Origin of the sequence: Micromonospora sp. MA102, assembly GCF_025460765.1 — a bacterium.
GTDB lineage: Bacteria > Actinomycetota > Actinomycetes > Mycobacteriales > Micromonosporaceae > Micromonospora > Micromonospora halotolerans.
Map to the genome: position 1 here is coordinate 335,281 of NZ_JAMWEG010000006.1, position 16,914 is coordinate 352,194.

Consider the following 16,914-nt stretch of genomic DNA (forward strand, 5'->3'; position numbering starts at 1 on the left):
GCGTCACTCCGTGATGGTCGGGGCCTCGCCCAGGAACGGGCGCACCTCGAGCCACTCGTGGATCGGCTTCCCACCCGCACCCGGGGCCGCGGACAGCTCCCCGGCCAGCTCGACCGCCCGCTCGTAGGTGTCGACGTCGATCGCCATCCAGCCGGCGATGAGGTCCTTGGTCTCCGCGAACGGGCCGTCGGTGACCGGCGGCCGCCCCGCACCGTCGTAGCGGACGAACGTGCCCTCCGGGGACAGCGCCTGAGCGTCGACGAACTCGCCGGTGCCCTCCAGCCGGGCGGCGAAGTCCTGCATGTAGCGCACGTGGGCCGAGACCTCCTCCGGCGTCCACTGGTCCATCGGCACGTCGTTGACCGCCGCGGGCGCGCCCCGGTAGTGCTTGAGCAGCAGGTACTTGGCCATCATGTTCTCCTCGGTGCGGTACGGCCATTGTTGCCGTGTTCGCTCCGGGGACGGAGCCGCACCCCGGTTCTCGACATCCCACCGCGACTTTTTCCGGCCGACTTTTCCGCACGCCGCGTCGTGGCCGTCGGCGCCCGGCCCACCGGGGTCACCCCGGTGGGCCGGGCGCCGTTCAGCGCTGGTGGCGGGGCAGCGCCACCTGCGACTGCCCACCGGCCACCGCGGGCACCTCCCGGGCGATCCGCTCCATCGTCCGCGACAGCTGCTCGCTGCCGTCGTCGAGGTGCCGGGCCGCCGCCTGCATGTGCGAGATCATCATCTCGCCGAAGATCCGCAGGGCCTCCCGGGTGGCCACCGAGTCGTCGAAGTTGACCCCGGCGGTGCTGCGGTACTCCGTCACCGCCCGCTCGGCCTCCTGCTTCGCCTCCTCCGCCGCGGCCTGCATGTAGCTCTCGTACTGCATCCGGGCGTACTCGGCGACCCGCCGGGCGTAGTCGTGGGCCTGCGCGATGATCTGCTCGGCCTCCCGCTGGGCCGCCGACAGCAGGTTCACCTCCTTCGCCGCGGGCACCGCCGCCGCGTTGTCGGCGCTCGGGATCACCCCGTGCCGGTGCAGCTCCAGATGGTCGTTGAGCCGCTCGTTCTCCGCCCGCAGATTCGCCAGCTGCGTGGCCAGCTGGTCCAGCTCGTCGGCCACCTGCATCCGGAACCGGTCCACGTCGGCGTGGTCGTAGCCGCGGCGGGTGAACGACGCCGACCCGAACTCCCACCGGCGCACCCGGTCGGCGCTGAGACGCACCTGCACCGCGCCACCGGTCACCTGGCCCTCGTACCTGCTGATCGGGCTCGCGCTCACCGGGCACCACCTCCGGAATCGTCAGGGGCCGTCGTGGTCCGGAAGGCCGGCCCGTACCAGTGCTTGCCGAAACCCTCGTGGTGCAGCTGACCCGGCTGGTAGCCGGCACCGGTCAGCGCCGCCACCGAATGGCTCACCATCTCGTCGGATCCGCACACGTACACGTGCCGGGACCGCCAGTCCCCGTCGGCCAGGGCCTGATCGGCCACCTGCACGAACTCACCCGGCCGCCGCGGGTCCGAACCCGCAACGTACGTCACCCGCAGCCACGGGTACGACGCGGCGAACTTGTCGATCGCCTCGCTGTCGTAGAACTCCAACCGGGACCGGGCCCCCACGTACAGGTCGACCCGGCGGCCCACACCCTCCGCGGCGACCTGCTCCAGCAGGGACTTCACCGGCGCCCAGCCGGTGCCACCGGTCAGCAGCAGCAGATCCGACGACCCGGCCTGCCACAACGTCAACCGGTCACCCACCGGCGCGGCCAGGTGCACCTGGTCGCCCACCGCGCACCCGTACACCAGCCGCGACGACACCGCGCCACCCGGCGCGGCCCGCACGTGCAGCTCCAGCGTCCCGTCGGGACGGGGCGCGTTCGCCGGCGAGTAGTACCGCCACGACCGCACCGCGGGGTGCGACACCCCGATCGACTGGCCCGGCGTGAACTGCAGCAGGTACTGCGGCCGCAGCGTCAGCACCGCCACGTCGAACGTGCGCCGCTCGTGCCCGAGGATCTCCGCCACCCACCACGGCGGGGACTTCGCCTCCGCGGCCTGCGCGGCGTCCATCATCACCTGCGCGACCAACCCGTAGGCGGCCGCCCAGTCGGCCGCCAGTTCGTCGGTCCACGCCTCACCGGAGAAGTGCCGCAGTGTCGCCAGCAGCGCCTCACCGACGGCCGGGTAGTGCTCGGCGCGCACCGCGAACTTCCGGTGGTCCGCGCCGAGGTCCTGGAGGAACCCGACGAGCCGGTCCACCTGGTCCACGTGGGACACGATGTGCCCCAGCGCGTTCACCAGGCGGTCCCGCTGCCCGGCCATGTTCGTGGGGAACATCTGCCGGGTCTCCGGGTGCGCCAGGAACAGCGTCGAATAGAAGTAGAGCGGCACCTGGTCGCCGTGCGCGGCGACCAGTGACCAGCTCTGCTTGAGCCGCCCTGCGTCCACGCTCAGGCGTTCCCCGACGACACGACCTGGTCCTGGACCTGACCCAGCACGACGTGCACGTCGGCGATCACGTCGGCCGGCACCCCCAGCTCGACCAGCGTCGCGATCAGGTGCTCGCCGACCTTCACGTAGTGCGCCACCGGGATGTTCAGCGGCTGGTGCGCCTCGGCCAGGCCCCGGCCCGCGTACTCGTTCGGGCCGCCGAGCACCACGGCGAGCATCAACGCCAGGTGCCGCCGCTGCTCCGGCATGTTCACGTCGGTGAAGTAGCCGGCCAGGTCCGGGTCGGCCAGCACCTTCTCGTAGAACAGCTCCACCGCGGCCTTCACCGCGGCCGCGCCGCCGATGCGCTCGTAGTGGGAGATCGGGGTGGTCTCTTCGGTCACCGTCATGGTGGATCCTTCCGGGAGGGGGGCAACGCGACCAGCGCCGCGGAGGGGCAACCGGCAGCTCACGCGCGTCGCGCCGGCTCCACCGAACGGTCACGCGCAAGCGACCGTGTCGGACCATAGCGTGCCCGCCGAAACGGTTCAGCCCTGCCCTATCCGATTCCCGACATCCGTCGACCACGGACAGTCAGCGACCGCGGCGGATCGTTCGCGGGACGCGAGCACACCGACACGCTGGGTGGATGCCTCCGGCACCGGGCACCCTCGACGGTCCCTTTCGGACAGCGCCCGCCGACGATCCACCCGACCGCCGTTTCCGCACGTCACACCCGTTCCGCCTCGCGACGGCCCACCGCCACCGGCGGCCCCCGGCGCCCGGCCGGCCGCACGACACGCACGGTGATCAAAAAAGAGGACCACGCGCTGCCCGTTCTGGGCGTGGCGTGGCCCCGCTAACACTGAGCGGCGGCTCAGCCCGCCCGACGGCGCGCACGCCGCGCCGCCAACTCGTCACCGACCGACTCGGACTCCGCCTCCACCGGCGGCGCGGCCGGCTGCGGCTGCCCACCCACCGGCTCCGCCGGCAGATGCGACAGCGAACCCTGGATCTCCTTGAACGCGCCGCCGATCGCGATGCCGAACACACCCTGGCCGCCCTGCAACAGGTCCACGACCTCCTCGGGCGACCGGCACTCGTACACCGTCGTCCCGTCCGAGATCAACGTGATGCCCGCCAGGTCCTCCACCCCACGCGACCGCAACGCGTCGATGGCCTTCCGGATGTTCTGCAACGACACCCCGGCGTCCAACAACCGCTTCACGACCTTCAACACCACCAGGTCGCGGAAGGAGTACAAGCGGGACGTCCCCGAACCCGACGCGTCCCGCACGCTCGGCACCACCAGACCCGTCCGGGCCCAGTAGTCCAACTGCCGGTAACTGATGCCCACCGCGTGACACGCCGTCACACCCCGGTAGCCCACCTCACCGTCAACGACCGGGTCGGGCTGCTGCTCCGTCGTCGGACCAGGATCACGCGGCTCGTGCATCCGGACAACCTCCCCGCCCGTGCGGTGTCACGCCGTCTCCCCGTGCGCGCACCCCTCGATACCGCAACCCTAGCCCCGCCACCGGGAGTTACCCCGCAGGAGACACCACGACACGCCGCACCGCCACCCGGAAGATCACCGACGGCGGCAAGCCGTCACCCACCGTGACCACCGCCGCCGCATCGACACCGGCCCACCGGCCGGACACCTCAGCCCGCGAAATCCTCCGGACGCACCTGCTCCAGGAACTCGCGGAACTTCTCCACCTCGTCCTCCTGCTCGTCCGGGATCACGATCCCCGCCTCGGAGAGGACCTGCTCGGCACAACGAATCGGCGCACCGACCCGCAACGCCAACGCGATGGAATCGCTCGGCCGCGCCGACACCCGAACGCCGTCACCGATCAACAGATCGGCGTAGAAGACGTTCTCCTTCAACTCGGTGATCTCCACCGCGTGCAACGGCGCCTTCAACGCCGCCAGCACATCCCGCAGCAGATCATGCGTCAACGGCCGCGCCGGCTTGACACCCTGCTGCTCATAGGCGATCGCCGTCGCCTCGACCGCGCCGATCCAGATCGGCAGATAGCGGTCCCCCTCGACCTCCCGCAGCAGGACGATCGGCTGGTTGCTGGGCAGCTCCACCCGAACTCCGACCACGCTCAGCTCGCGCACCGCCGCCTCCGTGTCGTTGTCACCTACGCCCGCACCGCGCCCTTCCCTGCACGGTACACGGACCGCGACACGGGAGTCCCATCCGCTACGTGCACCACGCCTCGCCGCAACGGGTTACCCCGGCAAGCCTACGACACGCTTCCCGACCCAGATCTTTCCGCGCCCCGCGCCCGGCACGCGGCCCGCCCCGGTCGCCGCCGCCCACGGCAAAGGCCGGGCGCCCCCACAGCACCCGGCCCCACCCACCTCACCGACCCAACGTCGACCGCAGCCCCACCCGCACCAACGCCGCGTGCAACTGCTGCGACAACGCCACCAACTCCCGCGCCGTCTCCGCCGCCCGCGCCCGCGCCGCCGGATCCGACTGCCGCGCCAACGGCGCCACCAACTGCGCGAACAGACCGACCTCCCGATCCGCCGCCGTCCGGTACGCCCGCAGGTGCCGCGGCTCCAACCCGTACGCCGCCAGACCCGCCACCGCCCGCGCGATGATCAACGCGTCCGCGTCGTACCAGCCCGGCGGATCCGACACCAGCACACCGAGCCGTTCCAACTCGGCCAACGTCGACTCGTCGACGCCGCTGCGGGAAATCAACTCCGCCCGACCCAGCCGCATCTCCGACGACTCGGCGGGCTCCGCCGCCTCCCGGCCCGGCACCTCACCACCGGGACCCACCGCCACCAGATTCGGCCGCTGCCGCGCCGGCCCCGCACCCGACGAGTCCCACTCCGCCAGCTGGTCCCGGATCACCCGCAACGGCAGGTACTGGTCCCGCTGCGCGGTCAGCACGAACCGCAACCGCGCCACATCGTCCCAGCTGAACTTCCGGTACCCCGCCGGCGTCCGCTCCGGCTCCACCAGGCCCTCGGCCTCCAGGAACCGCAACTTCGAGATCGTGACGTCCGGAAACTCCACCCGCAACTGCGCCAACACCTCGCCGATGCTCATCAGCGGCGTCGCGGACGAGCGCGGCGGATCGTTCGCCGCCCCGGGCGACGTCGAAGCCGCAGGCCCGCTCACCCCCGGCCGGCCTCCTCCTCCGGACGCGGACCGGCGATGAACACCACCCGGAACTTGCCGATCTGCACCTCGTCGCCGTTGCTCAGCGTCGCCGCCTCGACCCGCTCCCGGTTCACGTACGTGCCGTTCAGGCTGCCCACGTCCCGCACGGTGAACGTGCCACCGTCCCGGTGGAACTCCGCGTGCCGCCGCGACACCGTCACGTCGTCGAGGAAGATGTCGCTGTCCGGGTGCCGGCCACTCGTCGTCACATCGTGGTCCAACAGGAACCGGGCGCCCGCGTTCGGACCCCGGCGAACCACCAGCAACGCCATCCCGGGCGGCAACGAACCGGACATGCGGCTCGGCACCACATCGGTGTCCGGACCCTCCAGCACTTCGTCGAGCGAACCGAGATTGAGCGTCGAAGTGACGTCGAGCGGGGGGAACTCGTCGTCTGGGCGCGTCATGGGGACCACCTCACGGATCTGTTTCGGTCGGCGTCGGGCAATGGCGGGTCTGGCCGCCGGGCGGAAACACACCCGGCGGCTGGCTCCCCGTGCCGGGAAGGCGCATTCCGCAACGCTCAAACTATTGGTTCTCGGTCAACTGGGCGAGCCTAGCCAGCGCCGAAAAACAGGGCAACCGGACGCGCGGACAGGAGCCCGCCGCCCGGAACGCACGAACTCAACTCTCGGTGAGCTCGCGGTACGCACCAGCGGTCAACAAACCCTCGACCGCCGCCGGATCATCCGGGGTGATCTCCACCAACCACCCCGCACCGTACGGATCCGTGTTGATCACCTCAGGGGTGTCGGCCAACGCCTCGTTGCGCGCCGCCACCGTGCCGCTCAACGGCGCGTAGATCTCCGACACGCTCTTCGTCGACTCGATCTCGCCCAGCGACTCACCCGCCGCCACCACCGCGCCCTCGTCCGGCAACTGGACGAACACGATGTCACCCAGGGCGTCCTGCGCGAAGTGCGTGATACCGATCCGGACGGCACCGCCGTCCCCACCAGCCACCCACTCGTGCTCGGCGGTGTACCGCAGATCCTCAGGAATCACCAGCTGCGTCCTTCGTCATCGGTGCACCGGGGAAAACCGGCGCGGCCGCGACCGGTCAGGAGACCGGCCGGGCGTGTTCCAGCTTGATCGGCGCGTGCAGCTGCGAAACCTCCACAGCCTCACTGTCCTCCGGCGTCACGTTACCGCCGGCCTCCTCCACCGATGCGACCACCCCGCCGGGAATGTTCAACGCCGTACGCAGCGTCGCCGGATCACCGATCACCAGGATCGTGTACGGGCCGTTCAACCGCCGCCCGTCCACCACCAGGCCACCACTGGGCCCGTCCACGAAATACGTCGACGCGATGACCCGCACCGCCGTCCCGTCCGAGCCCGCGACCTGCATCGCCTCCGCGCCCGCGCCCCGCAGCTCCTGCACCGCGTCCAGGATCCGCGCCGCCGAGATCGCCTTGTCCGGACCGTCGAACCGCACCGACAGGCCCGGCCCCACCGCCGGCAACGTGCCCGCCAGGATGCCCAGCTCGTCCGCCCGCCGCGTCGCCTCCTCCAGCGCCGCCTGCCGACCCTGCTCACCCGAACGCAACTGCCGCTGGCTCTCCTCCAGCGCCTCGATGTCCTGCCGAAGCCGCCGCTCCCGCGAGTCCAGGTCCGACGAGATCCGGACCAGGTCCTCCTCCCGCGTCGCCGCGAGAGTCGGATCCGTCGACGTCGTCTTCAACTGCACCACCAGGGTGAACCCCAGCAACGCCAGCAACACCGCGATCATCGCGCCCGCCGACGTCAACCGCCGCGACACGGGCTTCGCCCCGGCCGGCGACGGCTCCTCCGCCGGCCCCGGCTCCTCGGCTGCCGCTCCCGGCTCCTCGGCCGGCGGCGGCACGTCCTCCTGCTCGACCGGCGCCACCGGCGCCAACGGGCTCAACTCGTCCGGATCGGGCGCGTCCGGACGCGGATCCGGCTCACCGGCCGGACCCGCCGGCCGCTCCGGCTCCGCCGGCTCCGGCCAACCCGTGCCCGTCTCCCTGTGCTCCTCGCTCATCGCCACAAACCTACGCCCGGAACAGGTGCCGGCGGATCGCCGCCACGTTTCCGAAGATGCGCACCCCGAGCACGACCACCACACCCGTGGACAACTGACCGCCCACCCCCAACTGGTCACCCAGGTAGACGATCAGGCCCGCCACCAGCACGTTCGAGATGAACGACACCACGAACTGCTTGTCGTCGAAGATCCGGTCCAGCTTCGCCCGCACCCCACCGAACACCGCGTCGAGCGCCGCCACCACGGCGATCGGCAGGTACGGCTGCAACGCCGCGGGCACCGTGGGATCCAGGTACACCCCGAGCACCACACCGGCGAGCAACGCCAGCACCGCGATCATCGGCCACCTCCGGAGGGGCGAGGAGAGGAACCCGAGCCGGACGGCTCGGGACTGGTCGAACCGGCGACACCCGAACCCGACGGGCTCGGACTCACCGAAGGCTCGGCGTAGCGTAGCCGCGGCTGCGGAGCGGCCGGCAGGGTGAGGTTGTCCGCGTCCCTGACCTTGAACGACAGGCCCGTCGTCCGCTCCACGTCACGCATCAGGTCCGCCGCCCGGCTGTCCTCGAACCGGTCCCGCATCGACCCCGGCCCGATCGCCGACACCTCGTACGGGCTCGTCACCGGCCGGTAGTCCACCAGGATCGCCTCACCCGCCTGACGGATCGTCGACGTGGCCGTCAACCGCTGGCCGTTCACCGCCACCGCCTCCGCGCCCGCCGCCCACAGCGCGTTCGCCACCTTCTGCAGGTCGGAGTAGAGCACCTGCGACGGCCCCGCCTCCGCCCCGGTCACCGCGTCCTTGTCCCTCGGCGCGTCCGCCAGGCGCACCACCACACCGTCACCGCGCACCCGGCCCAGACCGGTGCCCGCCTCCAGCGTGCGCAGCCGCGACGCCTGCGAACCGCTCAACGCCGCGTCCCGCTGCCGGCTGACCTCCTCGCGCAGCTGGTCCGCCCGCGCGGTCAACCGGTCCGTCTCCGCCTCGCGCTGCTTGATCTCGGCGATCAGCCCGGCCCGCGCCTTCGCCCGACCCGGCTCCTCCGCCATCGTCTCCCGGTAGGCCACCGCGAACAGCAACCCGATCACCAGCAGCACCACCACGCTCACCGGCCGGGCGAGCACCCGCCGCAGTCGCGACGGCGGCGCCACCGCCCGCCGGGCCGCCGCGTCGGCGTAACCCGGATCGAGCGGGTTGCGGAACAGCTCGGTGAGGAAGTCCGGGGCGTACACCCGCGCCGACGGGTCACGGCCCTTGTCCTGGGGCGGCACCGCGGTCACGCCGCCGCTCCCGCGCGCCGCGCCCGCATCGCCCGCACCAGGCGGTTGGCCTGCACCACGTACATCGCGCCGGCCACCCAGTAGAGCACCAGGCCCCACCAGGCCAGCCCCCAGCCGATCGCCCCGGCCGCGTCGGCGACGCTGTCGACGGCGGACGCCAGCAGCAGGATCGGGAACGCGGCCAGCAGCAGGAACGTGGCGGTCTTGCCGACGTAGTGCACCGGCGGCGGGCCGTAGCCGTAGCGGCGCAGCACCCCCAGCGAGCCGAGCAGCAGCAGCTCGCGGGCCAGCAGCGCCCCGGTGAACTGCCACGGCACCACCTCGCGGGCGGTGAACGCCAGCAGCGTGGCCAGGATGTAGAGGCGGTCGGCGAGCGGGTCGAGCAGCTCGCCCAACCGGCTGACCTGCTGGAGGCGGCGGGCGATCCAGCCGTCCACCCAGTCGCTGGTGCCGCCGATGGCCAGCACCACGATGGCGGCCACGTCGGCCTTGACCACCAGGAACAGGTAGAGGAAGAGCGGCACACCGACGAGCCGGACGAAGCTGATCAGGTTCGGCACGGTGAGGACACGGTCCCCCACGACCTCCGCCGCACCGCCGGTAGCCGGGTGCTCCGATGGAGCCGGCCGACGCGACACCGAACCTCCCTTCGCAGCACGGTCCGGCGGCCGAGTGAACGGCCGCCGCGAGAACGTGCGCGTTGCCGGCCGGTCAGACGCCGGCGCCCTCTCTGCGATCCCGGGCTGGGACCTCCCCCTCGCGGCCCAGGATCGCGTCGATCATGGGCCGGCCAGTTGCGCTGCCACTATATCGGGCTCGCCCGACCCGCTCCGGGCCCCGCGCTGCGCCGGTGCCCAGGTTCGGACTGTGTGCGGCGCCACACCACCGCTAAGGCGTCCTAGGACACTAGTTGAATGCCATGCCCGCCGGGCCACTCGGCGCGGTATTGAGTCAGGCCGTGCGGGCGGTCGAGTCGGCGGCGGCCTGGGGAGCGTGCATCGACGCCGCCTGGCCGAACGCGACAAGCGCCAGCAGCAGCTCGTGCTGCACCCGGTTGGGCATCCGGTCCAGCACCGCCTGGACCGCCCGGTGCCGCCGCTCCGCGAGCTCACGCAGCAGGGTCTCCGCCGCGGCCGTGGGGATCAGCCGCACCTCACGCCGGTCGCGCGGGTCGGCCACGCGGCGCAGCAGGCCGACGGCCTCCAGCCGGTCGCACAGCCGGCTGGCCGACGAGGGCACCACGTCGAGCAGCTCGGCCAGCCGGTTCACGTTGGTGCGCGGGTGCGCCATGATCAGCGACAGGACCCGCAGCTGGGTCGGCGAGACGCTGACGGTGTGCCGCGAGGTGGCGGAGTCGAGCACACCGATGAGCGCTTCGGCGGCCGCATCGATGGCCGCGGCAAGATTCGGAGGTCGCTCCACCCGGTGTCCCCTGCGATCGTCCCGCTCGTGTTCGCTCCGCCGGTCCGTCACCGCCCGCCGACGTCACCGTCCGGCGGGCGGGAACCGCGCCAGTCCAGGCAGACGACGACCGCGTCGTCGCGGAGATCCGCCTCGACGTGGTACGCGTGCAGTTCGCGCATCACCGTACCAACTGCCTCGGTCGCCGGCTGCAACCGAGTGGACCGCATCGCACGCGCCATGGCCCGGTCCCCGTACGGCTCCCGGCCGGCCGGCTCGGCGGCGTACACCCCGTCACTGACCACGAAGAGCCGGTCCCCCGGCTCCACGGTGAACTCCTGCACGTCGTAGCGGGTCTCGGCGAACATGCCCAGCGGCAGTTGCTGATCCAGCGTGATCGGCGTGACCGTCCCGCCGCGCAGCCGCAGCACGTGCGGCGAGCCCGCGTCCACGGCCCGCACCACGCCCCGCCCGCTGTCCAGCTCCAGCAGCAGCGTGGCCACGTGCCGGCTCCCCCGGTGCTGGTAGAAGATGGTGTCCGAGGCCAGCTCGGCCTGCTCCACCAGGCTGCCGCCCGAGCGTCGCGCGTTGCGCATCGCGTTGACCGTCACCGCGGTGAGCAGCGAGGCGGCCAGGCCGCTGCCGGCGCCGTTGAGCACCGTGACGGTGAGCCGGTCGCCGTCGACCGACCAGTCGAAGTGGTCGCCGCCCACCGTGTACGCCGGTTCGAGCTGCCCGGCCAGCACGAAGTCGCCGTGCGTGACGCTGCGCCCGGGAAGCAGGTCCCACTGCATCTCGGCGGCCATGGTGAGCCGTTCCCGCCGGCGGGCGCGGCGGTACCGGTCGGTCTCCCGGTCGGCCGCCCGCAGCGCCACCGCCAGCTCCCCCGCGGCGTCCCGGGCCGCCGCCACCGTCGCGGCGTCCGGTGCGCCCGGCAGCTCGACCATCAGCACGCCGAGCCGCTCCCCCCACGCGGACAGCGGCAGGTAGGCGCGGCACCGGCCGTCCTCCCCGGTGTCCAGCACCGGTTCCTGGCTGCTGAAGCAGCGCTGCGCGACACCCTGGCAGGCGAGGAAGCCACCCTCGGGCAACTCCGGGTCCAGCACCGGCCAGAGCCCGGTGAACCGGTAGTCGGCCACGAACACCTCGGTCCGCGACGCGCCGAACACCCGGCGGACCGCCGCGTCCGCGGCCTCCGCCAACTGGTCGGGGGGCGCGGCGCGCAGTGCGCGCGACACCGCTCCGGACGCGTCCGGCATGCTGACATCCTCCGATGACGACTATTGCTGTAGGGCAAGCATCATACGGAGGCCCGCCGACACCGGCACGACCCGGCTCCGGCCGGCGCCGTTCGCGGTGGACGGTCCCGCCTCAGCCGGCCGGCTTGGTGGCCAGCGCGCCGTAGAAGGCGTCCGGCACCGGCTCCGGGGCGCCGGCCGGCCGCCACCGCGCCACCGGCACGATCCCGTCCGCCGTCGGCTGCCAGCGGCCCAGCAGCGGCGCGAACCGCGCGGGCGCCCGCATCCGGAACGCGGGCCCCATCAGGGCCAGCGCCTCCGGGTACGCGGCGAGTTCCTCGCTGTCGAAGTCGATCGCCAGGAAGCTGCCCGGCGCGACCGCCTCGTACAGCTCGTCGAGGGTGCGGGCGAGGGTGTCGTCGTCGAGGAACGCGGCCAGCCCGAGGAAGACCACCCCGACCGGCTGCCTGCCCCACCCCGGCACGAACCGGTGCAGCTGGGCCGGGTCGACGGTGCCGATGTCGGTGGCGTCGCCGTAGCCGTAGCCGGCCCGGTCGCTGTCGGCCAGCAGGCGCTGGCCCAGCCGGATCGTCACCGGGTCGACGTCGGTGTAGAGCACGGTGGCGTCCGGCGCCACCTCGTGCACGTTGCCCCGCGTGGGCACGCCCGCCCCGAAGACCAGGAAGCTGTCCACCCCGGCCTCGGCGATCGAGCGGACGGCCCGGCCGAGGAAGTCGCGCAGCGAACGGAAGATCTCCGCACACGGCCCGTAGGCGCCCTCGAAGGCGCCCGCCGCGGCCACGTCGACCGGGTAGTGGTGCTCGCCGCCGAGCCAGTGGTCGATCATGCGGGAGGTGCTCGGCTGGTCGGGCTCGGCCATCGACGACGCTCCCTCTGTCCGGCGACGGTCGCCAGCGTACCCACGGGTCGGCTCGCGCGGTATCGCCTCGGCGACGGCCCGGCGGCCGCGATACTGGCCGCGGGCGCCCACGGCGAGGAGGTACGCGTGAACTCGGCGAACGGCGCGGCGGTGGTGGTCGGGGTCGACGGCTCGGAGCCGGCGCGCACCGCCGTGCGCCTGGCGGCGCGGGAGGCGGCCCTGCGGCAGCGCCCGCTGCGGGTGGTGCACGGCTTCATCTGGCCGCTGCTGCGCGTACCCGTGTCGGCACCGGCCGAGGGACCACCCGGCGGCGGCCTGCGGCACCAGGCCGAGGAGCTGGTCGCCGAGGCGGTCGCCGAGGCCGAGGCGGCCGCGCCCGGGCTGCGGGTCTCCGGCGAGATCATCGACGGGGAGGCCTCCGCCGTGCTGCTCGGCGAGTCCCCGACCGCCGCGATGATCGTCCTGGGCGACCGCGGTCTCGGCGGATTCGCCGCCCTGGTCCTCGGCTCGGTCGCGATCCAGGTCGCCTCGTACGCCGACTGCCCGGTCCTGGTCGCCCGCGGCGCGGCCCGCACGGCCGGCCCGGTGGTGGTCGGGGTCGACGGCTCCACCCTGTCCCGCGCGGCCGTGGACTTCGCCGCCGAGGAGGCCGCGATCCGGGGCACCCGGCTGCACACCGTGCACGCCTACACCCACCCGGCGTCCGCCGGCCCCGGCGACATGCAACCCCTGGTGTACGAGGAGAGCGACCTGCGCGACGAGGAGGACCGGGTGCTGGACGAGTCGCTCGGCGGGCTCACCGAGCGCCGGCCGGAGGTGCCGGTCACCCGGGCCGTGGTGCACGCCCGGCCGGTCGCCGCGCTCGTCGAGGCGTCCCAGGAGGCCCAGCTCCTGGTCGTGGGCCGGCGCGGCCGGGGCGAGCTGACCGGCCTGCTGCTCGGCTCGGTGAGCCAGGGGGTGCTGCACCGCGCCGACTGCCCGGTGGCCGTGGTCCGCGCACCGGGCTGAACGGTTGGCCCCGGCCACGGCGGGTAGACCGTACGGTCAGCCACAGCGACCGGAGGAGGCAGCGATGCCAGGACCACGGCCGGGCAGCAACGCGTACGACAAGGAACGGGCGCGGCTGCGCGATGTGATCGAGCAGTCCGGGCGCGCCGCCGACCAGGAGGCGAACCAGGTCGCGAACCGGATCCTCCAGGACGACCGCGGCCAGCGGGGCGTGGTGCGGGGCGAACGGACGTTCGGGCCCAAGGGCGAGCGCGAACCGGGCGACCCGAAGTGAGGGCCGCTCCCGTGGTCGACGGCGCCATCGCTGGCGCCGTCGGCAGCGCCGCGTTGAACGTCGTGAGCTACCTGGACATGGCGGTGCGGGGGCGGCCGGCGAGCAGCACGCCGGAGCAGACCGCCGGCAGGCTGGCCGACGCGGCGCACGTGGACCTGGGGCCCGAGGCGAAGGCGGCGAACCGCCGTTCCGGCCTCGGGCCGGTCATCGGTTACGGCACCGGCATCGCGGCCGGCGCGCTGTTCGGTCTCCTGGCCGCCCGCCGCCGGATCCCCGTGCCGGTGGCCGTGGGGCTGCTCGGCGGCGGCGTCATGGCCACCTCCGACGGCTCCATCGCGGCGCTCCGGATCAGCGACCCGCGGACCTGGGGCAGGGCCGACTGGCTGTCCGACCTGGTGCCGCATCTGGCGTACGGAGCGGCGGCCGCAGCCACCTGGCGGAGGCTGCGGCCGCCGGCACGGCGGGGCTGACTCAGCCCCGCCGGTCGCTCTCGTCCTCGGCCACCGGCTGGCCGGCCGGCCCGTACGGCGACACCTGTCCCTTCGGGACGGGTCGCCCGACGTCCGCGTTGGAGCTCCCACCCTTGCCGTGCGGCCCCTTGCTCCCGCTCTGTGGAATGAGTTCCCGGCTGTCCTGGCTGGTCGCGCCCTTGTCGTTGCGGCGCAGTTCCTCCTGCTGCGGCTTGACCACAGGTCTCTCCCTCCGCTGGCGGCGCACGGTTGGACCGCGCACCTGAGCTGGGTACCCGCCGCCGGGAGACGCATTCGGGCTGGGCCGCGGGCGTCTGGTCGGCCGCCGGGCGGGTATCACCGAGGGATGCCAGACGATCGGAACGTGGCGCGGGCGCTGCTGGACCGGCAGTCCCGGACCTACGCGGAGGAGGCCGGGATCGCGCTCGCCGACCGGCCGGGCCCGCTCTATCAGCTGCTGGTGCTCACCACGCTGCTGAGCACCCGGATCCGGGCGTGCGTGGCGGTCGCCGCGGCGCGGGAACTCTTCGCCGCCGGCTGGCGCACCCCGCAGGCCATGGAGGCGGCGAGCTGGCAGGACCGCGTCGACGCGCTCGGCCGGGGCCACTACCGGCGGTACGACGAGCGGACCGGCACCATGCTCGGCACCGGGGCCCGGCTCTGCCTGGACCGGTGGCACGGGGACCTGCGCCGGATGCACAAGGAGGCCGACGGCGACCGGACCGTGCTGCGCCGGCTGCTCACCGAGTTCCCCGGCATCGGCCCCACCGGGGCGGACATCTTCCTCCGCGAGGCGCAGGCCGTGTGGCCGGACGTGCGCCCGTACGCCGACCGGCGCACCCTGGCCGGCGCGCGCCGGCTGGGCCTGCCGGCGAACCCCGGCGGTCTGGCCGGGCTGGTCGGCGAGGCCGACTTCGGGCGGCTGGCGTCGGCGCTGGTGCGGGTGGCGCTCGGCGAGGAGTCGGCCGGCGAGATCAGCCGGACCGCGGCGGCCCGCTGAGCCGGCCGCGCCTCACTTCGCCGGGCCCGGTTTGGTCAGGTTCCAGGCGAGCGCCGAGGCGAGCAGGGCCAGCAGCACCACGCCGCCGGAGATGCCCCCACCCTCCTCACCGCTGCTGCGATGCCCGGTGGCGCCGAAGTAGATCACGGCCAGCCCGGCGAGCACGGTGATGAACGTCCGCAGTCCTCGGTCCTTCACGTTCCGGACGGTACGGCGCCCCGGCGCCGCGGAAGGCCGGTTTGGCGTGCCTGTCCCCCGGTCGGGTCATTCGGCCCGGCAGCCGGCGGCCGGGCCGCGCAGCCGCACCCGGCGGATCGTCCGGTCGGACACCTCGACCACCTCGACGGTGAGCCCGGGCAGCCGGATCCGCTCCCCCGGTCCGGTGGGCAGGTGGCCCAGCCCGGCCAGGACCAGCCCGGCGACGGTGGTGTACTCCCGGGTCAGCGGGAAGGTCACCTGCACGCCGGCGTCGGGCAGGTCGTGCAGCGGGAAGTCGCCGGGGAGCAGCAGCGCGCCGTCGGGCTCCCGGACCGCCTGGTGCACGTCCCGGTCGGTCTCGTCGTACAGCTCGCCGACCACCTCCTCGAGCAGGTCCTCCATCGTGACCAGGCCGTCGACCCCGCCGAACTCGTCGATGACCAGGGCGAGCTGCTCGCGGCGCTGGCGCAGCTGCCGCATGGCGTCGGCGACCGGCAGCGTGCCGGGCAGCAGCACCGGCGGCCGGGCGCGCTGCCCGACCCCCGTACCGTCGGCGTCGACCAGGTCGCGGATGTGCACCACCCCGCGCACGTCGTCCAGCCCGCCGGGGCCGGTCACCGGCGCCCGGGAACGGCCGGTCACGGCCAGCCGGCGCATGGCGTCCGCGGCCGACAGCTCCACCGGCAGCATCGTCACCTCCCGGCGCGGCACCAGGATCTCCCGCAGGGTCCGGCCGGCGATGTCGAACGCCCCGGACAGGATCTCCCGCTGCTGCGCGGAGAGCCCCCGCTGGCTGACCAGCATCTCCCGCAGCTCCTCCTCGGTCACCTCCTGCCGGTTGGCCCGGGGGTCGCCGCCGGCCAGCCGGACCAGCAGGTCGGTGGCCCGGCTGAGCAGCCACACCGCCGGGCGGGACACCCGGGCGAGCAGGTCCAGCGGCGCGGCGCTGAGCAGCGCCCAGCGTTCCGCCGACTGCATGGCCAGCCGCTTCGGGGCCAGCTCGCCGACGACAAGCGTCACGAAGGTCAGCGCCACCGTCACCAGCACCACGGCCACCGGGTTCGCGGCCCGGCCGAGGAAGCCCAGCGGGCCGACCAGCGGCTCCGCCAGGGACACCGCGGCGGCCGCCGAGGCGAGGAACCCGGCCAGGGTGATGCCGAGCTGGATGGTGGCCAGGTAGCGGTTCGGCTCCCGGGCCAGCCGGATCAGCCGCGCCCCCCTGCGCCCGGTCCGGCCCAGCCGCCGCAGCTGTGCCTCCCGCAGGGTCACGATGGCCATCTCGCTGCCGGACAGCGCCGCGTTGATCAGCACCAGGACCAGCACCAGGACCAGCTGACCGGCCATCAGTCGGTCTCCAGGTCGTCCAGGGAGATCGCGTGGGTCATGAGCCACCGGGCCAGCGCGCCCATCCCGAACAGCCACAGCGGCGCCGACTCGGTGGTGCCGTTCGTGGCGAAGATGGCGAACCGCAGGTCCGGTGCCCGGTACGCCTCGATGCGCCACCGGTGGTTCCTGTCCCGCCAGACCGCGGAGGGGTCCATGGCGTCA

General features: G+C 73.4%; 24 protein-coding genes. 4 read left to right on the forward strand and 20 right to left on the reverse strand.

Annotated elements, in window-relative coordinates:
* Positions 1–3: 3 nt before the first annotated feature.
* The 16 genes from NFX44_RS15450 to NFX44_RS15525 form a co-directional block, all read right to left on the reverse strand.
* On the reverse strand, positions 4–411 hold the full coding sequence (locus NFX44_RS15450) for a YciI family protein (protein ID WP_262284238.1): 408 nt from the start codon (positions 409–411) through the stop codon (positions 4–6).
* Positions 412–583: 172 nt separating this feature from the next.
* Positions 584–1,267, reverse strand: coding sequence for a DivIVA domain-containing protein (locus tag NFX44_RS15455; RefSeq protein WP_262284239.1), 684 nt, complete (start codon positions 1,265–1,267; stop codon positions 584–586).
* Positions 1,264–2,433, reverse strand: coding sequence for a globin domain-containing protein (locus NFX44_RS15460; RefSeq protein WP_262284240.1), 1,170 nt, complete (start codon positions 2,431–2,433; stop codon positions 1,264–1,266). The genes NFX44_RS15455 and NFX44_RS15460 overlap by 4 nt, the downstream gene beginning before the upstream one ends.
* A 2-nt stretch (positions 2,434–2,435) precedes the next feature.
* Positions 2,436–2,825, reverse strand: a complete 390-nt coding sequence (locus NFX44_RS15465) for a group 1 truncated hemoglobin (RefSeq protein ID WP_262284241.1) — start codon at positions 2,823–2,825, stop codon at positions 2,436–2,438.
* A 467-nt stretch (positions 2,826–3,292) separates the two neighbouring features.
* Positions 3,293–3,871 (reverse strand): MerR family transcriptional regulator, encoded by a 579-nt coding sequence (locus tag NFX44_RS15470; RefSeq protein WP_262284242.1) that lies wholly within the window; start codon positions 3,869–3,871, stop codon positions 3,293–3,295.
* Positions 3,872–4,080: 209 nt separating this feature from the next.
* Positions 4,081–4,545: a bifunctional nuclease family protein gene (locus tag NFX44_RS15475; protein ID WP_091258060.1), complete on the reverse strand. Its 465-nt coding sequence runs from the start codon at positions 4,543–4,545 to the stop codon at positions 4,081–4,083.
* A gap of 247 nt (positions 4,546–4,792) precedes the next feature.
* Positions 4,793–5,494, reverse strand: a complete 702-nt coding sequence (locus NFX44_RS15480) for a MerR family transcriptional regulator (RefSeq protein WP_262284243.1) — start codon at positions 5,492–5,494, stop codon at positions 4,793–4,795.
* Positions 5,495–5,562: 68 nt separating this feature from the next.
* Positions 5,563–6,015, reverse strand: coding sequence for an FHA domain-containing protein (locus NFX44_RS15485; RefSeq protein ID WP_007071101.1), 453 nt, complete (start codon positions 6,013–6,015; stop codon positions 5,563–5,565).
* Between the two features lie 217 nt (positions 6,016–6,232).
* Positions 6,233–6,613: a glycine cleavage system protein GcvH gene (gene gcvH / locus NFX44_RS15490; protein ID WP_262284244.1), complete on the reverse strand. Its 381-nt coding sequence runs from the start codon at positions 6,611–6,613 to the stop codon at positions 6,233–6,235.
* Positions 6,614–6,668: 55 nt separating this feature from the next.
* The gene (locus NFX44_RS15495; RefSeq protein ID WP_262284245.1) at positions 6,669–7,613 is read right to left on the reverse strand and encodes a DUF881 domain-containing protein; all 945 of its coding nucleotides are present in this window, start codon (positions 7,611–7,613) and stop codon (positions 6,669–6,671) included.
* A 10-nt stretch (positions 7,614–7,623) separates the two neighbouring features.
* On the reverse strand, positions 7,624–7,956 hold the full coding sequence (locus tag NFX44_RS15500) for a small basic family protein (protein WP_007071104.1): 333 nt from the start codon (positions 7,954–7,956) through the stop codon (positions 7,624–7,626).
* On the reverse strand, positions 7,953–8,897 hold the full coding sequence (locus tag NFX44_RS15505; protein WP_262284246.1) for a DUF881 domain-containing protein: 945 nt from the start codon (positions 8,895–8,897) through the stop codon (positions 7,953–7,955). The genes NFX44_RS15500 and NFX44_RS15505 overlap by 4 nt, the downstream gene beginning before the upstream one ends.
* A complete protein-coding gene (locus NFX44_RS15510) occupies positions 8,894–9,478 on the reverse strand; it encodes a CDP-alcohol phosphatidyltransferase family protein (RefSeq protein WP_262284247.1) in 585 nt (194 codons plus the stop codon). Before NFX44_RS15510 ends, NFX44_RS15505 begins: the two co-directional genes overlap by 4 nt.
* A 370-nt stretch (positions 9,479–9,848) precedes the next feature.
* Positions 9,849–10,319 (reverse strand): MarR family transcriptional regulator, encoded by a 471-nt coding sequence (locus NFX44_RS15515; RefSeq protein WP_262284248.1) that lies wholly within the window; start codon positions 10,317–10,319, stop codon positions 9,849–9,851.
* Between the two features lie 47 nt (positions 10,320–10,366).
* Positions 10,367–11,557 carry a PP2C family protein-serine/threonine phosphatase gene (locus tag NFX44_RS15520; RefSeq protein ID WP_262284249.1) on the reverse strand — a complete coding sequence of 397 codons (1,191 nt, stop codon included), beginning with the start codon at positions 11,555–11,557 and terminating at the stop codon, positions 10,367–10,369.
* Positions 11,558–11,669: 112 nt separating this feature from the next.
* A complete protein-coding gene (locus tag NFX44_RS15525; protein WP_262284250.1) occupies positions 11,670–12,416 on the reverse strand; it encodes an SAM-dependent methyltransferase in 747 nt (248 codons plus the stop codon).
* Positions 12,417–12,542: 126 nt separating this feature from the next.
* Here NFX44_RS15525 and NFX44_RS15530 point away from each other — a divergent pair, with 126 nt between their 5' ends.
* The 3 genes from NFX44_RS15530 to NFX44_RS15540 all read left to right on the forward strand — a co-directional run bounded on the left by NFX44_RS15530 (position 12,543) and on the right by NFX44_RS15540 (position 14,168).
* Positions 12,543–13,424 (forward strand): universal stress protein, encoded by an 882-nt coding sequence (locus NFX44_RS15530; protein WP_262284251.1) that lies wholly within the window; start codon positions 12,543–12,545, stop codon positions 13,422–13,424.
* A 64-nt stretch (positions 13,425–13,488) separates the two neighbouring features.
* On the forward strand, positions 13,489–13,698 hold the full coding sequence (locus tag NFX44_RS15535; RefSeq protein ID WP_091258078.1) for a phosphatidylethanolamine-binding protein: 210 nt from the start codon (positions 13,489–13,491) through the stop codon (positions 13,696–13,698).
* Positions 13,695–14,168, forward strand: coding sequence for a hypothetical protein (locus tag NFX44_RS15540; RefSeq protein WP_262284252.1), 474 nt, complete (start codon positions 13,695–13,697; stop codon positions 14,166–14,168). The genes NFX44_RS15535 and NFX44_RS15540 overlap by 4 nt, the downstream gene beginning before the upstream one ends.
* Before the next feature lies 1 nt (position 14,169).
* Here the strand turns inward: NFX44_RS15540 and NFX44_RS15545 are convergent, their stop codons facing one another.
* Positions 14,170–14,388, reverse strand: a complete 219-nt coding sequence (locus NFX44_RS15545) for a hypothetical protein (protein WP_262284253.1) — start codon at positions 14,386–14,388, stop codon at positions 14,170–14,172.
* 126 nt (positions 14,389–14,514) lie between these two features.
* On the opposite strand from NFX44_RS15545, the gene NFX44_RS15550 reads away from it, so the two are divergent.
* Positions 14,515–15,168 carry a hypothetical protein gene (locus tag NFX44_RS15550; protein ID WP_262284254.1) on the forward strand — a complete coding sequence of 218 codons (654 nt, stop codon included), beginning with the start codon at positions 14,515–14,517 and terminating at the stop codon, positions 15,166–15,168.
* A 12-nt stretch (positions 15,169–15,180) separates the two neighbouring features.
* Here NFX44_RS15550 and NFX44_RS15555 read toward each other — a convergent pair whose 3' ends face one another.
* From NFX44_RS15555 to NFX44_RS15565, 3 genes are all read right to left on the reverse strand, one after another.
* Entirely contained in the window at positions 15,181–15,366 is a 186-nt protein-coding gene (locus tag NFX44_RS15555) for a hypothetical protein (RefSeq protein ID WP_151461500.1), read from the reverse strand.
* 66 nt (positions 15,367–15,432) lie between these two features.
* Positions 15,433–16,710 carry a hemolysin family protein gene (locus NFX44_RS15560; RefSeq protein ID WP_262284255.1) on the reverse strand — a complete coding sequence of 426 codons (1,278 nt, stop codon included), beginning with the start codon at positions 16,708–16,710 and terminating at the stop codon, positions 15,433–15,435.
* The gene (locus NFX44_RS15565) at positions 16,710–16,907 is read right to left on the reverse strand and encodes a hypothetical protein (RefSeq protein ID WP_091258094.1); all 198 of its coding nucleotides are present in this window, start codon (positions 16,905–16,907) and stop codon (positions 16,710–16,712) included. Before NFX44_RS15565 ends, NFX44_RS15560 begins: the two co-directional genes overlap by 1 nt.
* Positions 16,908–16,914: the final 7 nt, after the last annotated feature.

Bases quoted from the DNA above. Each gene is read 5' to 3' on its own strand.
- NFX44_RS15450 (WP_262284238.1), bottom strand. From the start codon at position 411: ATGGCCAAGTACCTGCTGCTCAAGCACTACCGGGGCGCGCCCGCGGCG.
- NFX44_RS15465 (WP_262284241.1), bottom strand. From the start codon at position 2,825: ATGACGGTGACCGAAGAGACCACCCCGATCTCCCACTACGAGCGCATC.
- NFX44_RS15470 (WP_262284242.1), bottom strand. From the start codon at position 3,871: ATGCACGAGCCGCGTGATCCTGGTCCGACGACGGAGCAGCAGCCCGAC.
- NFX44_RS15480 (WP_262284243.1), bottom strand. From the start codon at position 5,494: ATGAGCATCGGCGAGGTGTTGGCGCAGTTGCGGGTGGAGTTTCCGGAC.
- NFX44_RS15485 (WP_007071101.1), bottom strand. From the start codon at position 6,015: ATGACGCGCCCAGACGACGAGTTCCCCCCGCTCGACGTCACTTCGACG.
- NFX44_RS15495 (WP_262284245.1), bottom strand. From the start codon at position 7,613: ATGAGCGAGGAGCACAGGGAGACGGGCACGGGTTGGCCGGAGCCGGCG.
- NFX44_RS15500 (WP_007071104.1), bottom strand. From the start codon at position 7,956: ATGATCGCGGTGCTGGCGTTGCTCGCCGGTGTGGTGCTCGGGGTGTAC.
- NFX44_RS15520 (WP_262284249.1), bottom strand. From the start codon at position 11,557: ATGCCGGACGCGTCCGGAGCGGTGTCGCGCGCACTGCGCGCCGCGCCC.
- NFX44_RS15525 (WP_262284250.1), bottom strand. From the start codon at position 12,416: ATGGCCGAGCCCGACCAGCCGAGCACCTCCCGCATGATCGACCACTGG.
- NFX44_RS15535 (WP_091258078.1), top strand. From the start codon at position 13,489: ATGCCAGGACCACGGCCGGGCAGCAACGCGTACGACAAGGAACGGGCG.
- NFX44_RS15550 (WP_262284254.1), top strand. From the start codon at position 14,515: ATGCCAGACGATCGGAACGTGGCGCGGGCGCTGCTGGACCGGCAGTCC.
- NFX44_RS15560 (WP_262284255.1), bottom strand. From the start codon at position 16,710: ATGGCCGGTCAGCTGGTCCTGGTGCTGGTCCTGGTGCTGATCAACGCG.
- NFX44_RS15565 (WP_091258094.1), bottom strand. From the start codon at position 16,907: ATGGACCCCTCCGCGGTCTGGCGGGACAGGAACCACCGGTGGCGCATC.